This is a genomic window from Pseudomonas sp. P20 (assembly GCF_016463925.1).
Classification (GTDB): Bacteria; Pseudomonadota; Gammaproteobacteria; order Pseudomonadales; family Pseudomonadaceae; genus Pseudomonas; species Pseudomonas aeruginosa.
Genome location: NZ_JAEMVM010000002.1, coordinates 674,221 through 692,110, shown reverse-complemented (window position 1 = coordinate 692,110; position 17,890 = coordinate 674,221). Strand labels below are relative to the sequence as shown.

Annotated in this window: 18 protein-coding genes and 1 tRNA gene; 12 read left to right on the top strand and 7 right to left on the bottom strand. The window is 65.1% G+C overall.

Annotated elements, in window-relative coordinates; genetic code table 11:
* Nucleotides 1-173: 173 nt before the first annotated feature.
* Nucleotides 174-818 (top strand): tyrosine-type recombinase/integrase, encoded by a 645-nt coding sequence (locus tag JHD77_RS04175; protein ID WP_419183206.1) that lies wholly within the window; start codon nucleotides 174-176, stop codon nucleotides 816-818.
* 54 nt (nucleotides 819-872) lie between these two features.
* Here JHD77_RS04175 and JHD77_RS04170 read toward each other — a convergent pair.
* A tRNA-Ser gene (locus JHD77_RS04170) sits at nucleotides 873-962 on the bottom strand.
* A 129-nt stretch (nucleotides 963-1,091) separates the two neighbouring features.
* Here JHD77_RS04170 and JHD77_RS04165 point away from each other — a divergent pair.
* The 7 genes from JHD77_RS04165 (at nucleotide 1,092) to JHD77_RS04135 (ending at nucleotide 5,301) form a co-directional block, all read left to right on the top strand.
* Nucleotides 1,092-1,760 carry a Bax inhibitor-1/YccA family protein gene (locus JHD77_RS04165; protein WP_031755625.1) on the top strand — a complete coding sequence of 223 codons (669 nt, stop codon included), beginning with the start codon at nucleotides 1,092-1,094 and terminating at the stop codon, nucleotides 1,758-1,760.
* Nucleotides 1,761-1,870: 110 nt separating this feature from the next.
* Entirely contained in the window at nucleotides 1,871-2,266 is a 396-nt protein-coding gene (gene tusD / locus JHD77_RS04160; RefSeq protein ID WP_003090387.1) for a sulfurtransferase complex subunit TusD, read from the top strand.
* A complete protein-coding gene (tusC, locus tag JHD77_RS04155; protein ID WP_003090389.1) occupies nucleotides 2,263-2,622 on the top strand; it encodes a sulfurtransferase complex subunit TusC in 360 nt (119 codons plus the stop codon). The genes tusD and tusC overlap by 4 nt, the downstream gene beginning before the upstream one ends.
* Complete coding sequence (tusB, locus tag JHD77_RS04150; RefSeq protein WP_009876640.1) at nucleotides 2,622-2,927, top strand: sulfurtransferase complex subunit TusB; 306 nt, start codon at nucleotides 2,622-2,624, stop codon at nucleotides 2,925-2,927. Before tusC ends, tusB begins: the two co-directional genes overlap by 1 nt.
* Nucleotides 2,924-3,259, top strand: a complete 336-nt coding sequence (locus JHD77_RS04145; protein WP_003119979.1) for a TusE/DsrC/DsvC family sulfur relay protein — start codon at nucleotides 2,924-2,926, stop codon at nucleotides 3,257-3,259. Before tusB ends, JHD77_RS04145 begins: the two co-directional genes overlap by 4 nt.
* On the top strand, nucleotides 3,256-4,239 hold the full coding sequence (locus JHD77_RS04140; RefSeq protein ID WP_003108776.1) for a glycosyl transferase family protein: 984 nt from the start codon (nucleotides 3,256-3,258) through the stop codon (nucleotides 4,237-4,239). The genes JHD77_RS04145 and JHD77_RS04140 overlap by 4 nt, the downstream gene beginning before the upstream one ends.
* Nucleotides 4,240-4,326: 87 nt before the next feature.
* On the top strand, nucleotides 4,327-5,301 hold the full coding sequence (locus JHD77_RS04135) for a glutathione S-transferase family protein (protein WP_003097628.1): 975 nt from the start codon (nucleotides 4,327-4,329) through the stop codon (nucleotides 5,299-5,301).
* A gap of 4 nt (nucleotides 5,302-5,305) precedes the next feature.
* Here JHD77_RS04135 and cysG read toward each other — a convergent pair whose 3' ends face one another.
* From cysG to ftsK, 5 genes are all read right to left on the bottom strand, one after another.
* On the bottom strand, nucleotides 5,306-6,703 hold the full coding sequence (gene cysG / locus JHD77_RS04130) for a siroheme synthase CysG (protein WP_031755626.1): 1,398 nt from the start codon (nucleotides 6,701-6,703) through the stop codon (nucleotides 5,306-5,308).
* 1 nt (nucleotide 6,704) lies between these two features.
* Complete coding sequence (gene serS, locus JHD77_RS04125) at nucleotides 6,705-7,985, bottom strand: serine--tRNA ligase (protein ID WP_003160440.1); 1,281 nt, start codon at nucleotides 7,983-7,985, stop codon at nucleotides 6,705-6,707.
* A 121-nt stretch (nucleotides 7,986-8,106) separates the two neighbouring features.
* Nucleotides 8,107-9,432 carry a replication-associated recombination protein A gene (locus JHD77_RS04120; RefSeq protein WP_003097632.1) on the bottom strand — a complete coding sequence of 442 codons (1,326 nt, stop codon included), beginning with the start codon at nucleotides 9,430-9,432 and terminating at the stop codon, nucleotides 8,107-8,109.
* Between the two features lie 9 nt (nucleotides 9,433-9,441).
* Nucleotides 9,442-10,068 (bottom strand): outer membrane lipoprotein chaperone LolA, encoded by a 627-nt coding sequence (gene lolA / locus JHD77_RS04115; protein WP_003090414.1) that lies wholly within the window; start codon nucleotides 10,066-10,068, stop codon nucleotides 9,442-9,444.
* Nucleotides 10,069-10,093: 25 nt separating this feature from the next.
* Nucleotides 10,094-12,529: a DNA translocase FtsK gene (gene ftsK / locus JHD77_RS04110; protein ID WP_003119977.1), complete on the bottom strand. Its 2,436-nt coding sequence runs from the start codon at nucleotides 12,527-12,529 to the stop codon at nucleotides 10,094-10,096.
* A gap of 227 nt (nucleotides 12,530-12,756) precedes the next feature.
* On the opposite strand from ftsK, the gene trxB reads away from it, so the two are divergent.
* The 4 genes from trxB to infA all read left to right on the top strand — a co-directional run bounded on the left by trxB (nucleotide 12,757) and on the right by infA (nucleotide 15,510).
* A complete protein-coding gene (gene trxB / locus JHD77_RS04105) occupies nucleotides 12,757-13,707 on the top strand; it encodes a thioredoxin-disulfide reductase (protein ID WP_003090421.1) in 951 nt (316 codons plus the stop codon).
* A 37-nt stretch (nucleotides 13,708-13,744) separates the two neighbouring features.
* Complete coding sequence (gene aat / locus JHD77_RS04100) at nucleotides 13,745-14,425, top strand: leucyl/phenylalanyl-tRNA--protein transferase (RefSeq protein ID WP_003108768.1); 681 nt, start codon at nucleotides 13,745-13,747, stop codon at nucleotides 14,423-14,425.
* A gap of 54 nt (nucleotides 14,426-14,479) precedes the next feature.
* The gene (locus tag JHD77_RS04095; protein WP_003097644.1) at nucleotides 14,480-15,187 is read left to right on the top strand and encodes an arginyltransferase; all 708 of its coding nucleotides are present in this window, start codon (nucleotides 14,480-14,482) and stop codon (nucleotides 15,185-15,187) included.
* 104 nt (nucleotides 15,188-15,291) lie between these two features.
* Nucleotides 15,292-15,510, top strand: a complete 219-nt coding sequence (gene infA / locus JHD77_RS04090; RefSeq protein ID WP_002553999.1) for a translation initiation factor IF-1 — start codon at nucleotides 15,292-15,294, stop codon at nucleotides 15,508-15,510.
* Nucleotides 15,511-15,591: 81 nt separating this feature from the next.
* Here infA and clpA read toward each other — a convergent pair whose 3' ends face one another.
* Nucleotides 15,592-17,868 carry an ATP-dependent Clp protease ATP-binding subunit ClpA gene (gene clpA, locus JHD77_RS04085; RefSeq protein WP_003090432.1) on the bottom strand — a complete coding sequence of 759 codons (2,277 nt, stop codon included), beginning with the start codon at nucleotides 17,866-17,868 and terminating at the stop codon, nucleotides 15,592-15,594.
* Nucleotides 17,869-17,890: the final 22 nt, after the last annotated feature.

Here is a 17,890-nt window from a genome sequence, read left to right as displayed (position 1 = left end):
GCTGTAGCCTTGGTCCAACACCAGGGCCGCGGCCTCTCGTTTGAACTCGGCGGAAAACGTACGTCGTTGCTTGCTCATCAGACACCTCTCTCACGGCGAGGGTTTTCGCCTAAATCGGTGTCCGGGATCAGTAGACCGCTACAATCGTCACGGCTGAAAACCCGGTGAAGGGGGTGCACAAGAACCGCGAGACGCCGCGCGACTTCTACGCCAGGGCCGAGGTTTGGAACGCGGTATACGGCGCGGCGCCACCGGAACTCCGCGACGCCATGGACCTCGCTTATCTCACCGCCCAGCGGCCGAGCGACGTACTGATCATTCGGGAGGCGGACATTCAGGATGGGCACCTGCAGATCGCCCAGGGCAAGACGTCGAAGAAGTTGCGCATCATGCTCGATGTCGACGGCAGCCCGACAGCGCTTGGACAACTCGTTGCGCGGCTGTGCGAGCAGCGGCGCCAGCGGGGCGTAGCCGGCCCGTACCTGATCACAACGCCCGATGGGCGCCGGATGACATCCTCCATGCTGCGCATTCGCTTTGACGAGGCACGGTCGGCCGCCGCCGGCGCGGCGCTTGATGACCTCGACGAGACTCTGGCCACCGCAATCCGTCAGTTCCAGTTCCGGGACATCCGCCCGAAAGCAGCCTCAGAAATTGCTGACCTGGGCCGGGCATCCAGGCTGCTTGGACACACCGACAAGCGCATCACCGAGACCGTATCGTCGCGTCGGCGAGATCGTGGAGCCAACGAAGTAAGGAAGAGTTGCGGAAATGACAGGGATGTTGCGGAAATGGTCAACGTCTCCGCGCAGCGGTAGGGAGACGATCCAGAAATGCAAAAGCCCCGGCTCACGGGGCTTTCAGCGATGAAATGGCGGAGGTGTAGAGATTCGAACTCTAGGACAGGTCTCCCCATCGACGGTTTTCAAGACCGTTGCCTTAAACCACTCGGCCACACCTCCGCATCGCGGGGCGCCATAGTACCGGATAGCAACACACTGTCAAACTCTATCGATTGGCCCTGGCAGAGGCTTTGCTATCATGCCCATCAGTACGTCATGGACCCGTTCCCGTTAAGGAGTACCCACACCATGCAAGAACAGCAATATCAGCTGAACTCCGCCGTCGCGGAACAGCGTGAAGTCAGCGGCGTTCTGCGCAATACCTACGGCCTGCTGGCACTCACCCTGGCCTTCAGCGGCCTGGTGGCCTACGTTTCGCAGCAGATGCTCCTGCCCTATCCGAACGTGTTCGTGGTGCTGATCGGCTTCTACGGCCTGTTCTTCCTCACCGTGAAGCTGCGCAACAGCGCCTGGGGCCTGGTCAGCACTTTCGCCCTGACCGGCTTCATGGGCTACACGCTCGGCCCGATCCTCAACATGTACCTCGGCCTGCCCAACGGCGGCAGCGTCATCACTTCGGCGTTCGCCATGACCGCCCTGGTGTTCTTCGGCCTGTCCGCCTATGTGCTGACCACCCGCAAGGACATGAGCTTCCTGTCCGGCTTCATCACCGCCGGCTTCTTCGTCCTGCTGGGCGCCGTGCTGGTATCGCTGTTCTTCCAGATCAGTGGCCTGCAACTGGCGATCAGCGCCGGCTTCGTCCTGTTCTCCTCGGCGATGATCCTCTACCAGACCAGCGCGATCATCCACGGCGGCGAACGCAACTACATCATGGCCACCATCAGCCTGTACGTGTCGATCTACAACCTGTTCATCAGCCTGTTGCAGATCTTCGGCATCGCCGGCGGCGACGACTGATAGAAAGCGCCTCCGGAAAAGCCCGTCCCCGCGACGGGCTTTTTCATTTGCGGACCGGCAAAACACAGGCATTGGTTTATCATTCGAAGAAATCCTTCGCGTATCGCAGCATGAAATTCGCCATCGCCCTATTCGACCCTCCCCACTCCCCCGCCGCCCGCCGCGCGCTGCGCTTCAGCGAAGCCGCGCTGGCCGGCGGACACGAAATCGTCCGCCTGTTCTTCTACCAGGACGGCGTGCACAGCGCCTCGGCCAACGTCGTGAGCGGCCAGGACGAGTTCGACCTGCCCGCCGCCTGGCGCGAGTTGGTCGAGCGCAACGGCCTGGACGCCGTGGTCTGCATCGCCGCCGCCCTGCGCCGCGGCGTGCTGAACGCCGAGGAAGCCGAACGCTACGGCCGTCCCGGCGCCAACCTTGGCGCACCATGGGAACTGTCCGGACTCGGCCAGTTGCACGAGGCGGCGCAAAGCGCGGACCGCCTGGTCTGCTTCGGAGGCGACCGATGAGCCAGTCGCTGCTGATCATCAGCCGCCAGTCGCCCTGGTCCGGCCCGAGCGCCCGCGAGGCGCTGGACATAGCCCTGGCCGGCGGCGCCTTCGATCTACCGGTCGGCATGCTGTTCCTCGACGACGGCGCGTTCCAGCTGGCTCCCGGCCAGCATCCTGCGCACCTGCAGCAGAAGGACCTGCAGGCCAACCTGCAGGCCCTGCCGATGTTCGGCGTGGACGACCTCTACGTCTCGGCCCGTAGCCTGCGCGAGCGTGGCCTGGCTGAAGAGCGCCTGGCCCTCGCGGTCGAGGTGCTCGACGACCAGGCCCTGCGCGACCTGCTGCAACGCTACGACCAGGTGATTACCCTCTGATGGCCACGACCCTCCACGTACTGTCCCGCTCGCCGTTCAATGACGGCCGCCTGGGCAGTTGCCTGTACCTGCTCAACCCCGGCGACGGCCTGCTGCTCTGCGGCGACGCCGTGCACGCCCTGCTGGCCGGCAGCCACGCCTGCCAGGCCCTGGAACTGATGCCGGCGGAAATCGAACTGTTCGCCCTGCTGGAAGACCTCCAGGCGCGCGGTATCGAGGACGTCCCCGCTCGCCTGGTGGCGGTGGACTACTCCGGCTTCGTCGAACTCGCCACCCGCTTCGACAAGGTCAACAGTTGGCTATGACGCTCCTTATGCTGGAAGGCCGGGAAATCCGGCTGGACAAGGACGGCTACCTCGCCGCCCTCGACGATTGGTCGGAGCCGGTGGCGGAAGCCCTGGCCGCCCGCGAGGAGCTGGCCCTGACCGCCGAGCACTGGGAGATTCTCCAACTGCTCCGCGAGTTCTATGCGGAGTTCCAGCTGTCTCCGGCCAACCGCCCGCTGATCAAGTACGTCGCCCAGCGACTGGGTCCGGACAAGGGCAACAGCCTGCACCTCAACCACCTGTTCAAGGGCGCCCCGGCCAAGCTTGGCGCGAAGCTGGCCGGCCTGCCGAAACCGAGCAACTGTCTATGACTCTCTCGACTCCCGCCGAACATCCGTTCGCCCAGTTCGTCCGCATCCTCGGCAAAGGCAAGCGCGGAGCGCGCAGCCTGACCCGGGAGGAAGCCCGCGAGGCCCTCGGCATGATCCTCGACGGCAGGGTCGAGGACACCCAGCTGGGCGCCTTCCTCATGCTCCTGCGGCACAAGGAGGAAAGCAGCGAGGAACTGGCCGGTTTCACCGAGGCGGTGCGCGAGCGCCTGCAAGTCCCGTCCTTGCGCGTCGACCTCGACTGGCCCAGTTACGCCGGCAAGAAGCGCCACCTGCCCTGGTACCTGCTGGCCGCCAAGTGCCTGGCCGGCCATGGCGTGCGCATCCTCATGCACGGCGGCGGCGCGCATACCGCCGGACGCCTGTACAGCGAACAGTTGCTGGCGGCGCTGGAGATCCCGCTCTGCCACGACTGGCTGCAGGTAGAACAGGCCCTGGAGCGCGGCCACCTGGCGTTCATTCCGCTCGGTGCCTGGATGCCGGTGCTGCAACGCATGATCGATCTGCGCAATACCCTCGGCCTGCGCTCGCCGATCCATTCGCTGGTTCGCCTGCTCAACCCCCTGAATGCGGATTGCATCCTGCAGAGCATCTTCCACCCCGGTTACCAGGAAACCCACCGCGAGGCCAGCCGCCTGCTCGGCGACCGGGCCATCGTCATCAAGGGCGAAGGCGGCGAGATCGAAGTCAACCCGGACGTCGTCGCCCACCTGTATGGTTGCGACCAGGGCGAAGCCTGGGACGAGGAATGGCCGGCATTGTCGACGCACCGGCACATGAAGCCGGAACAGCTCGACCCGGGTTTCCTTCGGGCCGTCTGGGACGGCCGCGAAGGCGACGCCTATGGCCACCTGGCGGTGCTCTCCAGCATGGCCCTGGCGCTACGGGCCCTTGGCAAGAATCGCGAAGAAGCCTTCAAGGAAGCCGCACACTACTGGGCGACCCGAAACGAATCGATCTGATCGATACGAATAGCCCTTTATTTATATAAATTTATCGATCGCCCGACACTAGACTGTTCCTCCAACGACGTATGGAGGAACCCGCTCATGGGACAGTTGATCGATGGCCGCTGGCACGACCAGTGGTATGACACACAGAAAGACGGCCGCTTCCAGCGCGAAAACGCCCAGCGCCGCCATTGGCTGGGCGAGCCGGCGTTCCCCGCCGAGGGCGGGCGCTACCATCTCTATGTCTCGCTGGCCTGCCCCTGGGCCCATCGGACCCTGATCGTGCGCAAGCTGAAGGGGCTGGAGTCGCTGGTCGATGTTTCGGTGGTCAGTTGGCTGATGCGCGAGAACGGCTGGACCTTCGACCCCGCCCACGGCTCCACCGGCGATCGCCTCGACGGCCTGGCCTTTCTGCACCAGCGCTACACCCGCGACGACCCGCACTACAGCGGCCGGGTCACGGTGCCGCTGCTGTGGGACAAGCAGGCGCAGAAGATCGTCAACAACGAATCAGCCGATATCGTCCGCATCTTCAACAGCGCCTTCGACGCCATCGGCGCCAACGCGCTGGACTTCTACCCGGAGCCGCTGCGCGAGGAGATCGAACGCCTCAACGGACGCATCTATCCTGCGGTCAACAACGGCGTGTACCGTGCTGGCTTCGCCACTCGCCAGGACGCCTACGAGGAGGCCTTCGTCCAGTTGTTCGAGGAGCTGGACTACCTGGAAGGCTTGCTCGGCGAACGCCGCTACCTGGCCGGCGAATACCTGACCGAGGCCGATATCCGCCTGTTCACCACCCTGGTGCGCTTCGATGCGGTGTACCACGGACACTTCAAGTGCAACCTGCGGCGCATCGAAGACTACCCGAATCTCTCCGGCTGGTTGCGCGAGCTGTACCAACGCCCGGGCATCGGCGAGACAGTGGACTTCGAACATATCAAGGGGCACTACTACGCCAGCCACCGCACCATCAACCCGACCGGGATAGTACCGCTGGGCCCGCGTCTCGACCTGGCGCGCGCGCCAGGCCGGGAACGACTTCCCGGCAAGGGCATCTGGGGAGAAGGCTGAAGGCTCAGGCGTCCTCGCGGGCGCCTTCGAACCAGGCCAGCTTGTCGCGCAGTTGCACGACTTCGCCGACGATCACCAGGGTCGGCGCATGCACTTCGTGCTCAGCCACCAGTTGCGGCAGGTTTTCCAGGGTTCCGGTGAATACCCGCTGCTGGGCGGTGGTCCCCTGCTGGATCAGCGCCGCCGGGGTCTGTGCGGAGCGACCGTGGGCGACCAGTTGCTCGCAGATCACCGGCAATCCCACCAGGCCCATGTAGAACACCAGGGTCTGGCCAGGCGCTACCAGGTCCTGCCACGGCAGGTCGGTGGTGCCGTCCTTCAGATGACCGGTGACGAAACGAACCGATTGCGCATGATCGCGATGAGTCAGTGGAATCCCGGCGTAGGCCGCGCAGCCGCTGGCCGCGGTGATTCCCGGCACGACCTGGAAAGGTATGCCGTGGGCAGCCAGTTCGTCGATTTCCTCACCGCCGCGGCCGAAGATGAACGGGTCGCCACCCTTCAGGCGCAGCACGCGCTTGCCCTGGCTGGCCAGCTCCACCAGCAGGCGGTTGATCCGATCCTGCGGCACCGCATGTTCGGCGCGGCGCTTGCCGACGTACAGGCGTTCGGCATCGCGGCGGCATAATTCGAGGATCGACGGCGCCACCAGGCGATCGTAGAGCACCACGTCGGCCTGCTGCATCAGGCGCAGGGCACGGAACGTCAGCAGGTCCGGATCCCCCGGCCCGGCCCCGACCAGATATACCTCGCCCGTGGCTATGTGCGCGAGGCCGCCGGCCAGGCGCTCTTCCAGGAGACGCTCGGCTTCCGCCGGACGGCCGGCCAGGACACGCTCGGCGATCTCGCCCTGGAACAGGTTTTCCCAGAACACCCGGCGCTGCTGCAGGTCGGGTAGCAATTCCTTGACCCGGTGGCGGAAGCGGCTGGCGAGTCCGGCCAGTTGCCCGTAGGTCGAGGGAATCCAGGTTTCCAGTTTGGCCCGGATCAGCCGCGCCAGCACGGGCGCATCGCCGCCGCTGGAGACCGCCACCACCAGCGGCGAACGGTCGACGATGGCCGGGAAGATCACGCTGCACAGGGCCGGCGCGTCCACCACGTTGACCGGTATCCCGCGCGCATTGGCCGCTCGCGACACCTCGGCGTTCAGCGGTTCGTCGTCGGTGGCGGCGATGATCAGGACGCAGCCGGGCTGGTCGCCGTCCTGGTAGTCGCGTTCAAGCAGCTCGCCGCCGCCCTGCTCCACCAGATGCCGCAGTTCGATGTGGATCTGCGGCGCGACCACGCGCAGGCGCGCGCCGGCGTCGGCCAGCAGGCGCGCCTTGCGCAGGGCGACTTCGCCGCCACCGACCACCAGCGCGAGGCGCCCTTGCAAGGAGTGGAACAGCGGCAGGAAATCCATGTCAGCCGATCACCTCGATGCCAGCCATGTAGGGCTTGAGGACTTCCGGCACACGGATCGAGCCGTCCGCCTGCTGGTAGTTCTCCAGTACCGCCACCAAGGTGCGGCCGACGGCCAGGCCGGAGCCGTTAAGGGTGTGCACCAGCTCGGGCTTGCCGGTTTCCGGATTGCGGTAGCGGGCCTGCATGCGCCGGGCCTGGAAGTCGCCGCAGTTGGAGCAGGAGGAAATCTCGCGGTACTTGTCCTGGCTGGGAACCCAGACTTCCAGGTCGTAGGTCTTGGTCGCACCGAAGCCCATGTCGCCGGTGCACAGCGCCAGCACCCGATACGGCAACTCGAGCAGTTGCAGGACGCGCTCGGCGTTGGCGGTCAGGCCTTCCAGCGCCTCGTAGGAAGTGGCCGGATCGACGATCTGCACCATCTCCACCTTGTCGAACTGATGCTGACGGATCATGCCGCGGGTATCGCGCCCGGAGGCACCGGCCTCGCTGCGGAAGCACGGGGTATGGGCGACGAACTTCAGCGGCAATTGCTTGGCGTCGAGGATCTGCCCGGAGACGATGTTGGTCAGCGAAACCTCGGCGGTCGGGATCAGGTAGAGGTCAGCTTCGCCGTCGCGGCCGATCTTGAACAGGTCCTCCTCGAACTTCGGCAACTGGCCGGTGCCTTGCAGCGCCGGAGCCTGGACGAGATAGGGGGTGTAGGCCTCCTCGTAGCCATGCTCGGCGGTATGCAGGTTGATCATGAACTGCGCCAGGGCGCGATGCAGGCGGGCGATCGGGCCGCGCATGAGGGCGAAGCGCGCGCCGGAAAGCTTGGCAGCGGTCTCGAAATCCAGCCAGCCGTACCGTTCACCGAGGGCGACATGGTCCTTGACCTCGAAATCGAAGGTCTTCGGCGTGCCCCAGCGACGCACTTCGACGTTGGCGTCCTCGTCGGCACCGACCGGCACCGACTCGTGCGGCAGGTTGGGAATGCCCAGCAGCATGGCATCCAGTTCGCCCTGGATGGCGTCCAGCTGGCGCTTGCCTTCCTCCAGCTCGGAGCCCATGCGATCGACATCGGCCAGCAGCGGCGCGATGTCCTCGCCACGCTGCTTGGCCTGGCCGATCGCCTTGGAACGCGCGTTGCGCTCGGCTTGCAGCTGCTCGGTACGGGTCTGTACCGACTTGCGCTGCTCTTCCAGCGCTTCGATGCGTGCGACATCCAGTTGGAAGCCACGGGTGGCCAGGCGGGCAGCCACTTCTTGCGGCTGGGTGCGTACCAGTTTGGGATCGAGCATGCTCTTTTCTCGTCTCGTGTCGGTTATCGGCGGTTCGTGGCCCGGTTGGCGCTTCGCCGGCCCCGGCGACGTCATCGACGCCGTCGCGGAAGCCTGGCTAGCTCCGCCGAGCCCATACCGCTCAGGATTTTCTGCGTTGGCGGGGACTGGTGCGATCCAGCTCGGCCAGGTGTTCCAGCTTGTCGCGGATCTTCAGTTCCAGGCCCCTCGGCACCGGTTGATAGTAACGCCGCGGCTCCAGATCCTCGGGGAAATAATCCTCTCCGGCGGCATAGGCATCCGGCTCGTCGTGGGCGTAGCGGTATTCCTCGCCATAGCCGAGGCTCTTCATCAATTTGGTCGGCGCGTTGCGCAAGTGCAATGGCACTTCCCGCGAGCCGCTTTCGGCGACGTCGCGCATCGCCGCGTTGAACGCGCTGTACACCGCATTGCTCTTCGGCGCACAGGCCAGGTAGACGATGGCCTGGGCCACCGCCAGCTCGCCTTCGGGGCTGCCCAGGCGCTCCTGCACGTCCCAGGCCGACAGGCATAGGCCGAGGGCGCGAGGATCGGCGTTGCCAACCTCCTCGCTGGCCATGCGCACCACCCGCCGGGCGATGTACAGGGGATCGCAGCCGCCGTCGAGCATACGCGCGAACCAATAGAGTGCCGCGTCGGGATTGGAGCCGCGCACCGACTTGTGCAGCGCGCTGATCTGGTCGTAGAACGCCTCGCCGCCCTTGTCGAAACGTCGGCGGGTATCGCCGAGCAGATTCTGCAGCAGCTCGGGGCTGATCTCGCTGCCGTCCTCGGCGAGGTCGGCAGCGTTCTCCAGCAGGTTCAGCAGGCGCCGCCCATCGCCGTCGGCGGCGGCCAGGAGAACCTGGAAGCTCTCCTCCGGCAGCCTCAGCTTGCGCTTGCCGAGGCCCTTGTCCTCGTTCAGCGCGCGGCCCACCAGCTTGCGCAGGGCGGCTTCGTCGAGGCTCTTGAGGACATACACGCGAGCCCGCGAGAGCAGCGCATTGTTCAACTCGAAGGACGGGTTCTCGGTGGTCGCGCCAATGAAGATCAGCGTGCCGTCTTCCACATAGGGCAGGAAGGCATCCTGCTGGCTCTTGTTGAAGCGGTGCACCTCATCGACGAACAGGATGGTCCGGCGCCCGTATTGCGCCGCGTGCTGCTTGGCCACCTCGACCGCCTGGCGGATCTCCTTGACCCCCGACAGCACCGCGGAAATGGTCTCGAAATGGGCGTCCGACACCTGCGCCAGCAGCCGCGCCAGGGTAGTCTTGCCGACTCCCGGCGGGCCCCAGAAGATCATCGAGTGCAGCGCGCCCTGCTCCAGCGCCTCGCGCAAGGGCTTGCCGCGGGCCAGCAGGTGTTCCTGCCCCACGTACTCGTCCAGGTTTGCGGGCCTCAGCCGTGCCGCCAGGGGCTGCGCGACGGGCTCGCTGCGGAACAGATCCACGGCTTGCGCTTACTCCTGGATCACGTCGACGCCCGGCGGAACGTCGAAGGTGAATTGCTTGGCATCCAGCGCCTCGTTCATCTTCACGTCGAAGAACAGGATGTTGGTGCGCTGGCCGACGCCATCGATCATCTGCATGTCGTTCACCTTGCCGCTGCGGAACGACAGACGCAAGGTGTCGAAGAGGGTGTCCTTGGTCTTCGGCTTGAGCACGAAATCGACTACGTTGCCGCCTTCCTTGTAGGTGATGGCGAAGCTTTCGCTGATCTTCGAGATGTCGCCGGAGAGCAGCAGCGCCGGCGTCTGGGTCAGGCGCTGATCGAGCTTCTGGATGGTCACCTGCTCCAGGTCCGGGTCGTACAGCCAGACCTTCTCGCCGTTGGAAATGAGCAATTGCTCGTTCGGCGCATCGGTATGCCAGCGGAACAGTCCCGGCCGCTTCAGGCTCAGTTGGCCGGCGGTTTCCTGCAGGCGCGTGCCGCTACCGTCCAGGGTCAGTTGGGAAAAACGCGCGGTCAGGGTCTGGGCCTTGTTCAGCAGGCCGGTCAGGCGCTGGACAGCGGCGCTGTCGTCGGCATGGGCCAGCGAAGCGCCCATGGCCAGGGCGGCAACGAACAACGTGCGGATCAGTCGCATCGGAATCCTCTAAAACCTGTCGGGTTCAATCACGAACCGGCGCCGGCGCGATGACTTCGCGGGAGCCGTTGGTATTCATCGGGGTGACCACGCCGGCCATCTCCATCGCCTCGATCATCCGCGCGGCACGGTTGTAGCCGATCTTCAGCTTGCGTTGCACGGCGGAGATCGATGCCCGGCGACTCTCGGTGACGAAACGTACCGCCTCGTCGTAGAGCGGGTCGTCCTCGCTGCCTTCGCCGGAGCCGTCGCCGCCATCGAAGGAACCGCCACCGCTGCCGCCTTCGTCGACGCCAGCGAGGATGTCCTCGATGTAGTCGGGCGCGCCGCGCAGCTTCCAGGCCTCGACCACCCGGTGCACCTCGTCGTCGGAAACGAAGGCGCCGTGCACGCGAATCGGCAGGCCTGTGCCCGGCGGCAGGTAGAGCATGTCGCCGTGGCCGAGAAGTTGTTCGGCGCCACCCTGGTCGAGGATGGTGCGCGAGTCGATCTTGCTGGAGACCTGGAAGGCGATCCGGGTCGGGATGTTGGCCTTGATCAGGCCGGTGATCACGTCCACCGACGGCCGCTGGGTCGCCAGGATCAGGTGGATACCGGCCGCCCGCGCCTTCTGCGCGATACGGGCGATAAGCTCCTCGACCTTCTTGCCGACGATCATCATCATGTCGGCGAATTCGTCGACCACCACCACGATGGTCGGCAGGGTGCTCAGCTGCGGCGGCTCGTCGTCCGGGCTTTCGCGACGGAACAGCGGGTCGGTCAGCGGCGTGCCAGCCTCCTCGGCGTCCTTCACCTTGCGGTTGAAGCCAGCCAGGTTGCGCACACCCATGGCCGCCATCAGGCGGTAGCGCCGCTCCATCTCCGCCACGCTCCAGCGCAGGGCGTTGGCGGCTTCCTTCATGTCGGTGACCACCGGGCAGAGCAGGTGCGGGATCCCTTCGTAGATCGACAGTTCGAGCATCTTCGGGTCGATCATGATCAGTCGCGCCTCGCTCGGCGTGGACTTGAACAGGATCGACAGGAGCATGGCGTTGACCCCCACCGACTTACCGGAGCCGGTGGTACCGGCCACCAGCAGGTGCGGCATCTTCGCCAGGTCGGTAATGATCGGCCGACCGCCGATGTCGTGGCCCAGGGCCAGCGGCACGGTGGACTTGTGCTCGTCGTACTCCGGCGACGACAGCACTTCGGAGAAGCGCACCATCTGCCGGTCTTCGTTGGGAATCTCGATGCCGACGGTGGTCTTGCCGGGAATCACTTCCACCACCCGCACGCTGATCACCGCCAGCGAGCGCGCCAGGTCCTTGGCCAGGTTGGAAATGCGGCTGACCTTGACCCCCGCCGCGGGCTGGATCTCGAAACGGGTGATCACGGGGCCCGGATGCACCGAATCCACGCTGACCTCGACGCCGAACTCCTTCAGCTTGATCTCCAGCAGGCGCGACATCGCCTCCAGCGACTCGGGCGAGTAGCTCTTCTGCTTCACTTCCGCCGGATCGAGCAGCGACAGCGGCGGCAGGGTGCCCTCCACCGCCGTATCGACGAACAGCGGCGCCTGCTTCTCTTTCAGCACGCGCTTGCTCGGCTCCGGGGCCTTCGGCGGCGGTGGCGGATCGATCTTCGGCGGCGGGCGCTTCTCCCGCTCGCTCATGTGCTTGGCCAGGGCCTCTTCGCGTTCCAGCAGGCGCTCCTTGGCCTTGGACTGTTCGCGGCGGTCCGGCACGCTCGGCGCCACCACCTCGGCGACGCGCTCGTCGACCTCGCGCAGTTGCGCGACCAGTTGCTTGCGCTCGGCGCGCGCGCCCATCCAGCGATTGAAGGCGTTCTGGATCAGTTCGAAGAAGTCCAGGGTGATCTTGCCGGTGACATCCATCACCTTGAACCAGGAGAGGTCGGCGAACACCGTCAGGCCGAAGAGGAACAGGGCGAAGAACACCAGCGTGCTGCCCTGCACGTTCAGCGCATCCACCGCGACGCGGCCCAGGCTCTGGCCGATGGCGCCGCCGGCCGAGGCGCTGGCCGGCATGTGGCCGCTGGCGTGGAAATGGATGTAGGCCAGTGCCGAGCCGGCCAGGATCAGGAAGATCAGCCCGACCAGGCGCCAGGAAAACAGCCAGGTGTTCCATTCCCACGGCAGGTTGCGGCGGCGGAATACCTGCCAGGTCTTGATGCCCAGCAACAGCGGAAAGAGGTAGGCGAAGTAGCCGAGCGTCATGAACAGGATATCGGCGGATACCGCACCGAGCCGACCGGCGGCATTCTGCACCTGGTCAACCTGGCTCGAGTGACTCCAGCTCGGATCGGCCGGGTCATAGGTGAGCAGAGCCATCCACAAGTAGAGGCAGAGCGCGCCCAGCGCGATCAGGACCCCTTCCTTCAGGCGGGAATGCAGTTGCTGACGCCATGCGGCGGCATGGCTCGCGGTGGTCGAATCCTTCAAATCGCTATTTTTCCTGCGCACGGCTGGTGCTTTAGAAGCTGTCTTGGTCAAAACGCGCCTATTGTACGGCTTTAGGGAAACTCTGAAAAATCACACCCGAAATCAGCGGCAATCCGTGCGTGGCTGATCCCGGCCCCGGGGTTTTGCCGGCCTTTTGCGGATAGGTGTAGCATAGCCGGCAGAACTCTTCAGGCGGCTCCATTGGAGCACGCATTTTCTTATGTGACAAAGGCTTATGGAGTCTTTTTATGAGTGAAGTCAAGCATTCGCGCCTCATCATCCTGGGCTCCGGTCCGGCCGGCTATACCGCCGCCGTGTACGCCGCACGCGCCAATCTCAAGCCAGTGGTGATCACCGGCATCCAGCCAGGCGGCCAGCTGACCACCACCACCGAAGTCGACAACTGGCCGGGCGACGTCGAAGGCCTTACCGGCCCGGCGCTGATGACCCGCATGCAGCAGCACGCCGAGCGTTTCGACACCGAGATCGTCTACGACCACATCCACACCGCCGAGTTGCAACAGCGCCCCTTCACACTGAAGGGCGATAGTGGCACTTATACCTGCGATGCATTGATCATTGCCACCGGTGCCTCCGCGCAATACCTGGGCATGTCGTCGGAAGAAGCCTTCATGGGCAAGGGCGTTTCCGCCTGCGCCACCTGCGACGGCTTCTTCTACCGCAACCAGGTGGTCTGCGTGGTCGGCGGCGGCAATACCGCCGTCGAGGAAGCGCTGTATCTGGCCAACATCGCCAAGGAAGTCCACCTGATCCACCGTCGCGACAAGCTGCGCTCGGAGAAGATCCTCCAGGACAAGCTGTTCGACAAGGCCGAGAACGGCAACGTGCGCCTGCACTGGAACACCACCCTGGACGAGGTGCTGGGCGACGCCAGCGGCGTCACCGGCGTACGCCTGAAGAGCACCATCGACGGCAGCACCAGCGAGCTATCGCTGGCCGGCGTGTTCATCGCCATCGGCCACAAGCCGAACACCGACCTGTTCCAGGGCCAACTGGAAATGCGCGACGGCTACCTGCGGATCCACGGCGGCAGCGAAGGCAATGCCACCCAGACCAGCATCGAAGGCGTGTTCGCCGCCGGCGACGTGGCCGACCACGTCTACCGCCAGGCCATCACTTCCGCCGGCGCCGGCTGCATGGCCGCGCTGGATGCCGAAAAATACCTCGACGACCATTGATCGGACCCGGGGGAGGCCCGCCCTCCCCTACCCCGCCATGCTGACCTGGCTTTCCCGCACCGACTTCGACTTTCCGCCCCTCGACAAGGCCCTGCAGGAGCCCAACGGGCTGCTCGCGGCCGGCGGCGACCTCAATCCGCAACGCCTGGTCGCAGCCTATCGCCACGGCTGCTTCCCCTGGTACCAGGATGGCCAGCCGATCCTCTGGTGGTCGCCCGACCCGCGCACCGTCCTGTTCCCCGACGAACTGCACGTTTCCCGCAGCCTGGCCAAGTGCCTGCGCCAGCAACGCTTCGAAGTCACTTTCAACCGTGACTTCCGGGCGGTGATCCAGGCTTGTGCCGCGCCGCGTGACTACGCCGACGGCACCTGGATCACCACGCCGATGCAACTGGCCTACCAGGAGCTGCACCTGCGCGGAATTGCCCACTCCGTGGAAGTCTGGCAGGAGCGACAACTGGTCGGCGGCCTCTACGGCCTGGCCATGGGCAGGCTGTTCTTCGGCGAATCGATGTTCAGCCGCGCCGACAACGCTTCCAAGGTCGGCTTCGTCACGCTGGTCCGCCATCTGCGCGACGCCGGCTTCGTCCTCATCGACTGCCAGATGCCGACCCGCCACCTGCACAGCCTGGGCGCCCGCGCCATCAGCCGGGGGGAATTCGCCGACTACCTGCAACGCTATCGCGACCAGCCTCCTACCGGCGACCTGGATTTTTAGGCGAGTTTCCGTGCCTGGCATAAACTTGCTTATGGGTCCCTGCTGGAGTTCACCATGACCGAACTCGCCCGACTGAAATTCTACGCGACGCAACCGCACCCGTGCAGCTACCTGCCCGAGGAGCAGGCAACCACCCTGTTCCTCGATCCCAGCCAGCCCATGGACACGCAGCTGTACGCCTCGCTGTCGGAGGTCGGCTTCCGCCGCAGCGGCGACCATCTCTATCGTCCGCACTGCCAGCATTGCACCGCCTGCATCGCCGCGCGCATACCGGTCGCCGGCTTCAGCCCGAACCGCCAGCAGCGGCGCATCCTCAAGCGCAATGCGGAACTGCAGGTGATCCGCAAGCGACCGAGCTTCAACGAGGAGTACTACGACCTCTATCGGCGCTACATCGAGCAACGCCACGCCGACGGCGACATGTATCCGCCCAGCCGCGACCAGTTCGCCACCTTCCTGGTCCGCGACCTGCCCTTCTGCTGCTTCTTCGAGTTCCGCCTGCATGGCCGCCTGCTGGCCATAGCCGTGACGGACGTGCTGCCGAACGGACTCTCGGCCGTCTATACCTTCTACGATCCCGACGAAGAGCAGCGCAGCCTGGGACGCTACGCGATCCTCTGGCAGATCGCCGAGACCGAACGCCTGGGCCTGCAGGCCGTCTACCTGGGCTACTGGATCAAGAATTGCCGCAAGATGAACTACAAGACCCAGTACCGGCCCATCGAACTGTTCGTCAACCAGCGCTGGGTCGCCCTCACCTGATAGCCGTGTGGCGCTATTGTCGATTTTCTGGCACAATGCACGCCGCTTTTCACGGCCCACCTCTCATTGAAAGGGCCACCCATAGATACCGAGGGCTCTACTGCATGTCGAAAGAAGACAGCTTCGAAATGGAAGGTACTGTCGTCGACACCCTGCCCAACACCATGTTCCGTGTGGAGTTGGAAAATGGGCACGTCGTCACCGCGCACATCTCCGGCAAAATGCGCAAGAACTACATCCGCATCCTCACCGGCGACAAGGTCCGCGTGGAACTGACGCCCTACGACCTGAGCAAGGGCCGCATCACCTACCGCGCCCGCTGAGTCGACACGAGCCGCTGCGGCTCGCCGATTGCAAAAGAAAACGCCCGGCATCTGCCGGGCGTTTTCGTTGCCGCGCTCGGATCAGGCGGGCTCCGCCGCCGTGATCTCGAACTCGAAGGCCAGCTCGTCGCCCTTCAGGTCGACATGCACCAGGCCGCCATGCTCGGCCAGCTCGCCGAACAGGATCTCCTCGGCCAACGGCCGCTTGATCTTGTCCTGGATAAGCCGCGCCATCGGTCGCGCACCCATCTGCACGTCGTAGCCCTTCTCCGCCAGCCAGCCGCGCGCCGCATCGCTGACCTCGAGCTGGACGCGCTTGTCCTCCAGCTGCGCCTGCAGCTCGGTGAGGAACTTGTCGACCACGCTCTTGATCGTCTCGGTGCTCAGGCGGCCGAACTGGATGATGGTATCCAGGCGGTTGCGGAACTCCGGGGTGAAGCTCTTCTTGATCACTTCCATCGCATCGGTGGTGTGATCCTGCTGGTTGAAGCCGATCGACGCGCGCGCCGCCACTTCCGCGCCGGCGTTGGTGGTCATGATCAGGATGATGTTGCGGAAGTCCGCCTTGCGCCCGTTGTTGTCGGTCAGGGTGCCGTGGTCCATCACCTGCAGCAGCAGGTTGAAGACCTCCGGGTGAGCCTTCTCGATCTCGTCGAGCAGCAACACGCAGTGCGGGGTCTTGGTGATCGCCTCGGTGAGCAGGCCGCCCTGGTCGAAGCCGACGTAGCCCGGAGGCGCACCGATCAGCCGCGACACGGTATGCCGCTCCATGTACTCGGACATGTCGAAGCGCACCAGCTCCACACCCAAGGCCTTCGCCAACTGCCGCGCCACCTCGGTCTTGCCCACGCCGGTGGGACCGGCGAAGAGGAACGAGCCGACCGGCTTGTCCGGCGCCTTGAGCCCGGCCCGGGACAGCTTGATCGCCGTGGACAGCGACTCGATGGCGTCGTCCTGGCCGAACACGGTCAGCTTGAGGTCGCGTTCGAGGTTGCGCAGCAACTCCTTGTCGGAGGTGGTGACGTGTTTCGGCGGGATCCGCGCAATCTTCGCCACGATATCCTCGACCTGCGCCACCTCGATGCGCTTCACGCGCTTCTCTTCCGGCTGCAGGCGCTGGTAGGCGCCCGCCTCGTCGATGACGTCGATGGCCTTGTCCGGCATGTGCCGGTCGTTGATGTAGCGCGCCGCCAGCTCGGCCGCGGCGCGCAGCGCCTCGTCGCTGTACTCGATGTGGTGATGCTGCTCGAAGCGCCCCTTGAGGCCCTTGAGGATGCCATAGGTGTCTTCCACCGACGGCTCGGTCACGTCGACCTTCTGGAAGCGCCGCGCCAAGGCCCGGTCCTTCTCGAAGATGCCGCGGAACTCCTGGAAGGTGGTCGAGCCGATGCAGCGGATCTCGCCCGAGGACAGAACCGGCTTGAGCAGGTTGGAGGCGTCCATTACCCCGCCGGATGCCGCACCGGCGCCGATGATGGTATGGATCTCGTCGATGAACAGCACCGCGTGCGGGCGCTTGCGCAACTCGTTGAGCAAGGCCTTGAAGCGCTTCTCGAAGTCGCCGCGGTACTTGGTACCCGCGAGCAAGGCACCCAGGTCGAGGGAGTAGACCACGCTGTCGGCCAGCAGGTCCGGCACCTGGCCATCGACGATGCGTTTGGCCAGGCCCTCGGCGATGGCCGTCTTGCCGACCCCCGCCTCGCCTACCAGCAGCGGGTTGTTCTTGCGCCGGCGGGCAAGGATCTGCGCCACCCGCTCGACTTCATGCTCACGCCCCACCAGCGGGTCGATCCGCCCCTGGCGAGCCAGCTCGTTGAGGTTGCTGGCATAGGCGTCCAGCGGATGGTTGGACGTGGCCGACTCGCCACCTTCCTCATCCTGCATATCCTGCTCCCCATCCTGCGGATGTTCGGCATGCCCGGGCACCTTGGAGATACCATGGGCGATGTAGTTCACCACATCGATACGCGCGATGCTCTGCTGCTTGAGCAGGAACACCGCCTGGCTTTCCTGTTCGCTGAAGATCGCCACCAGGACATTGGCCCCGGTCACTTCGCGCTTGCCGGAACTCTGCACGTGGAACACCGCACGCTGCAGGACGCGCTGGAAGCCCAGCGTCGGCTGGGTTTCGCGCTCGTCGTCGTGCTGCGGGATCAGCGGCGTGGTGGAATCGATGAATTCCTGCAGGTCGCGCCGCAGCTTGTCCAGGTTGGCACCGCACGCACGCAATACCGTTGCCGCCGCCTCATTGTCCAGCAAGGCCAGCAGCAGGTGCTCAACCGTCATGAATTCATGGCGTTTGGCCCTCGCCTCCTTGAAGGCGAGATTGAGGGTGACTTCGAGCTCTCGATTCAACATGGCTTCACCTCGCTCCCAAACA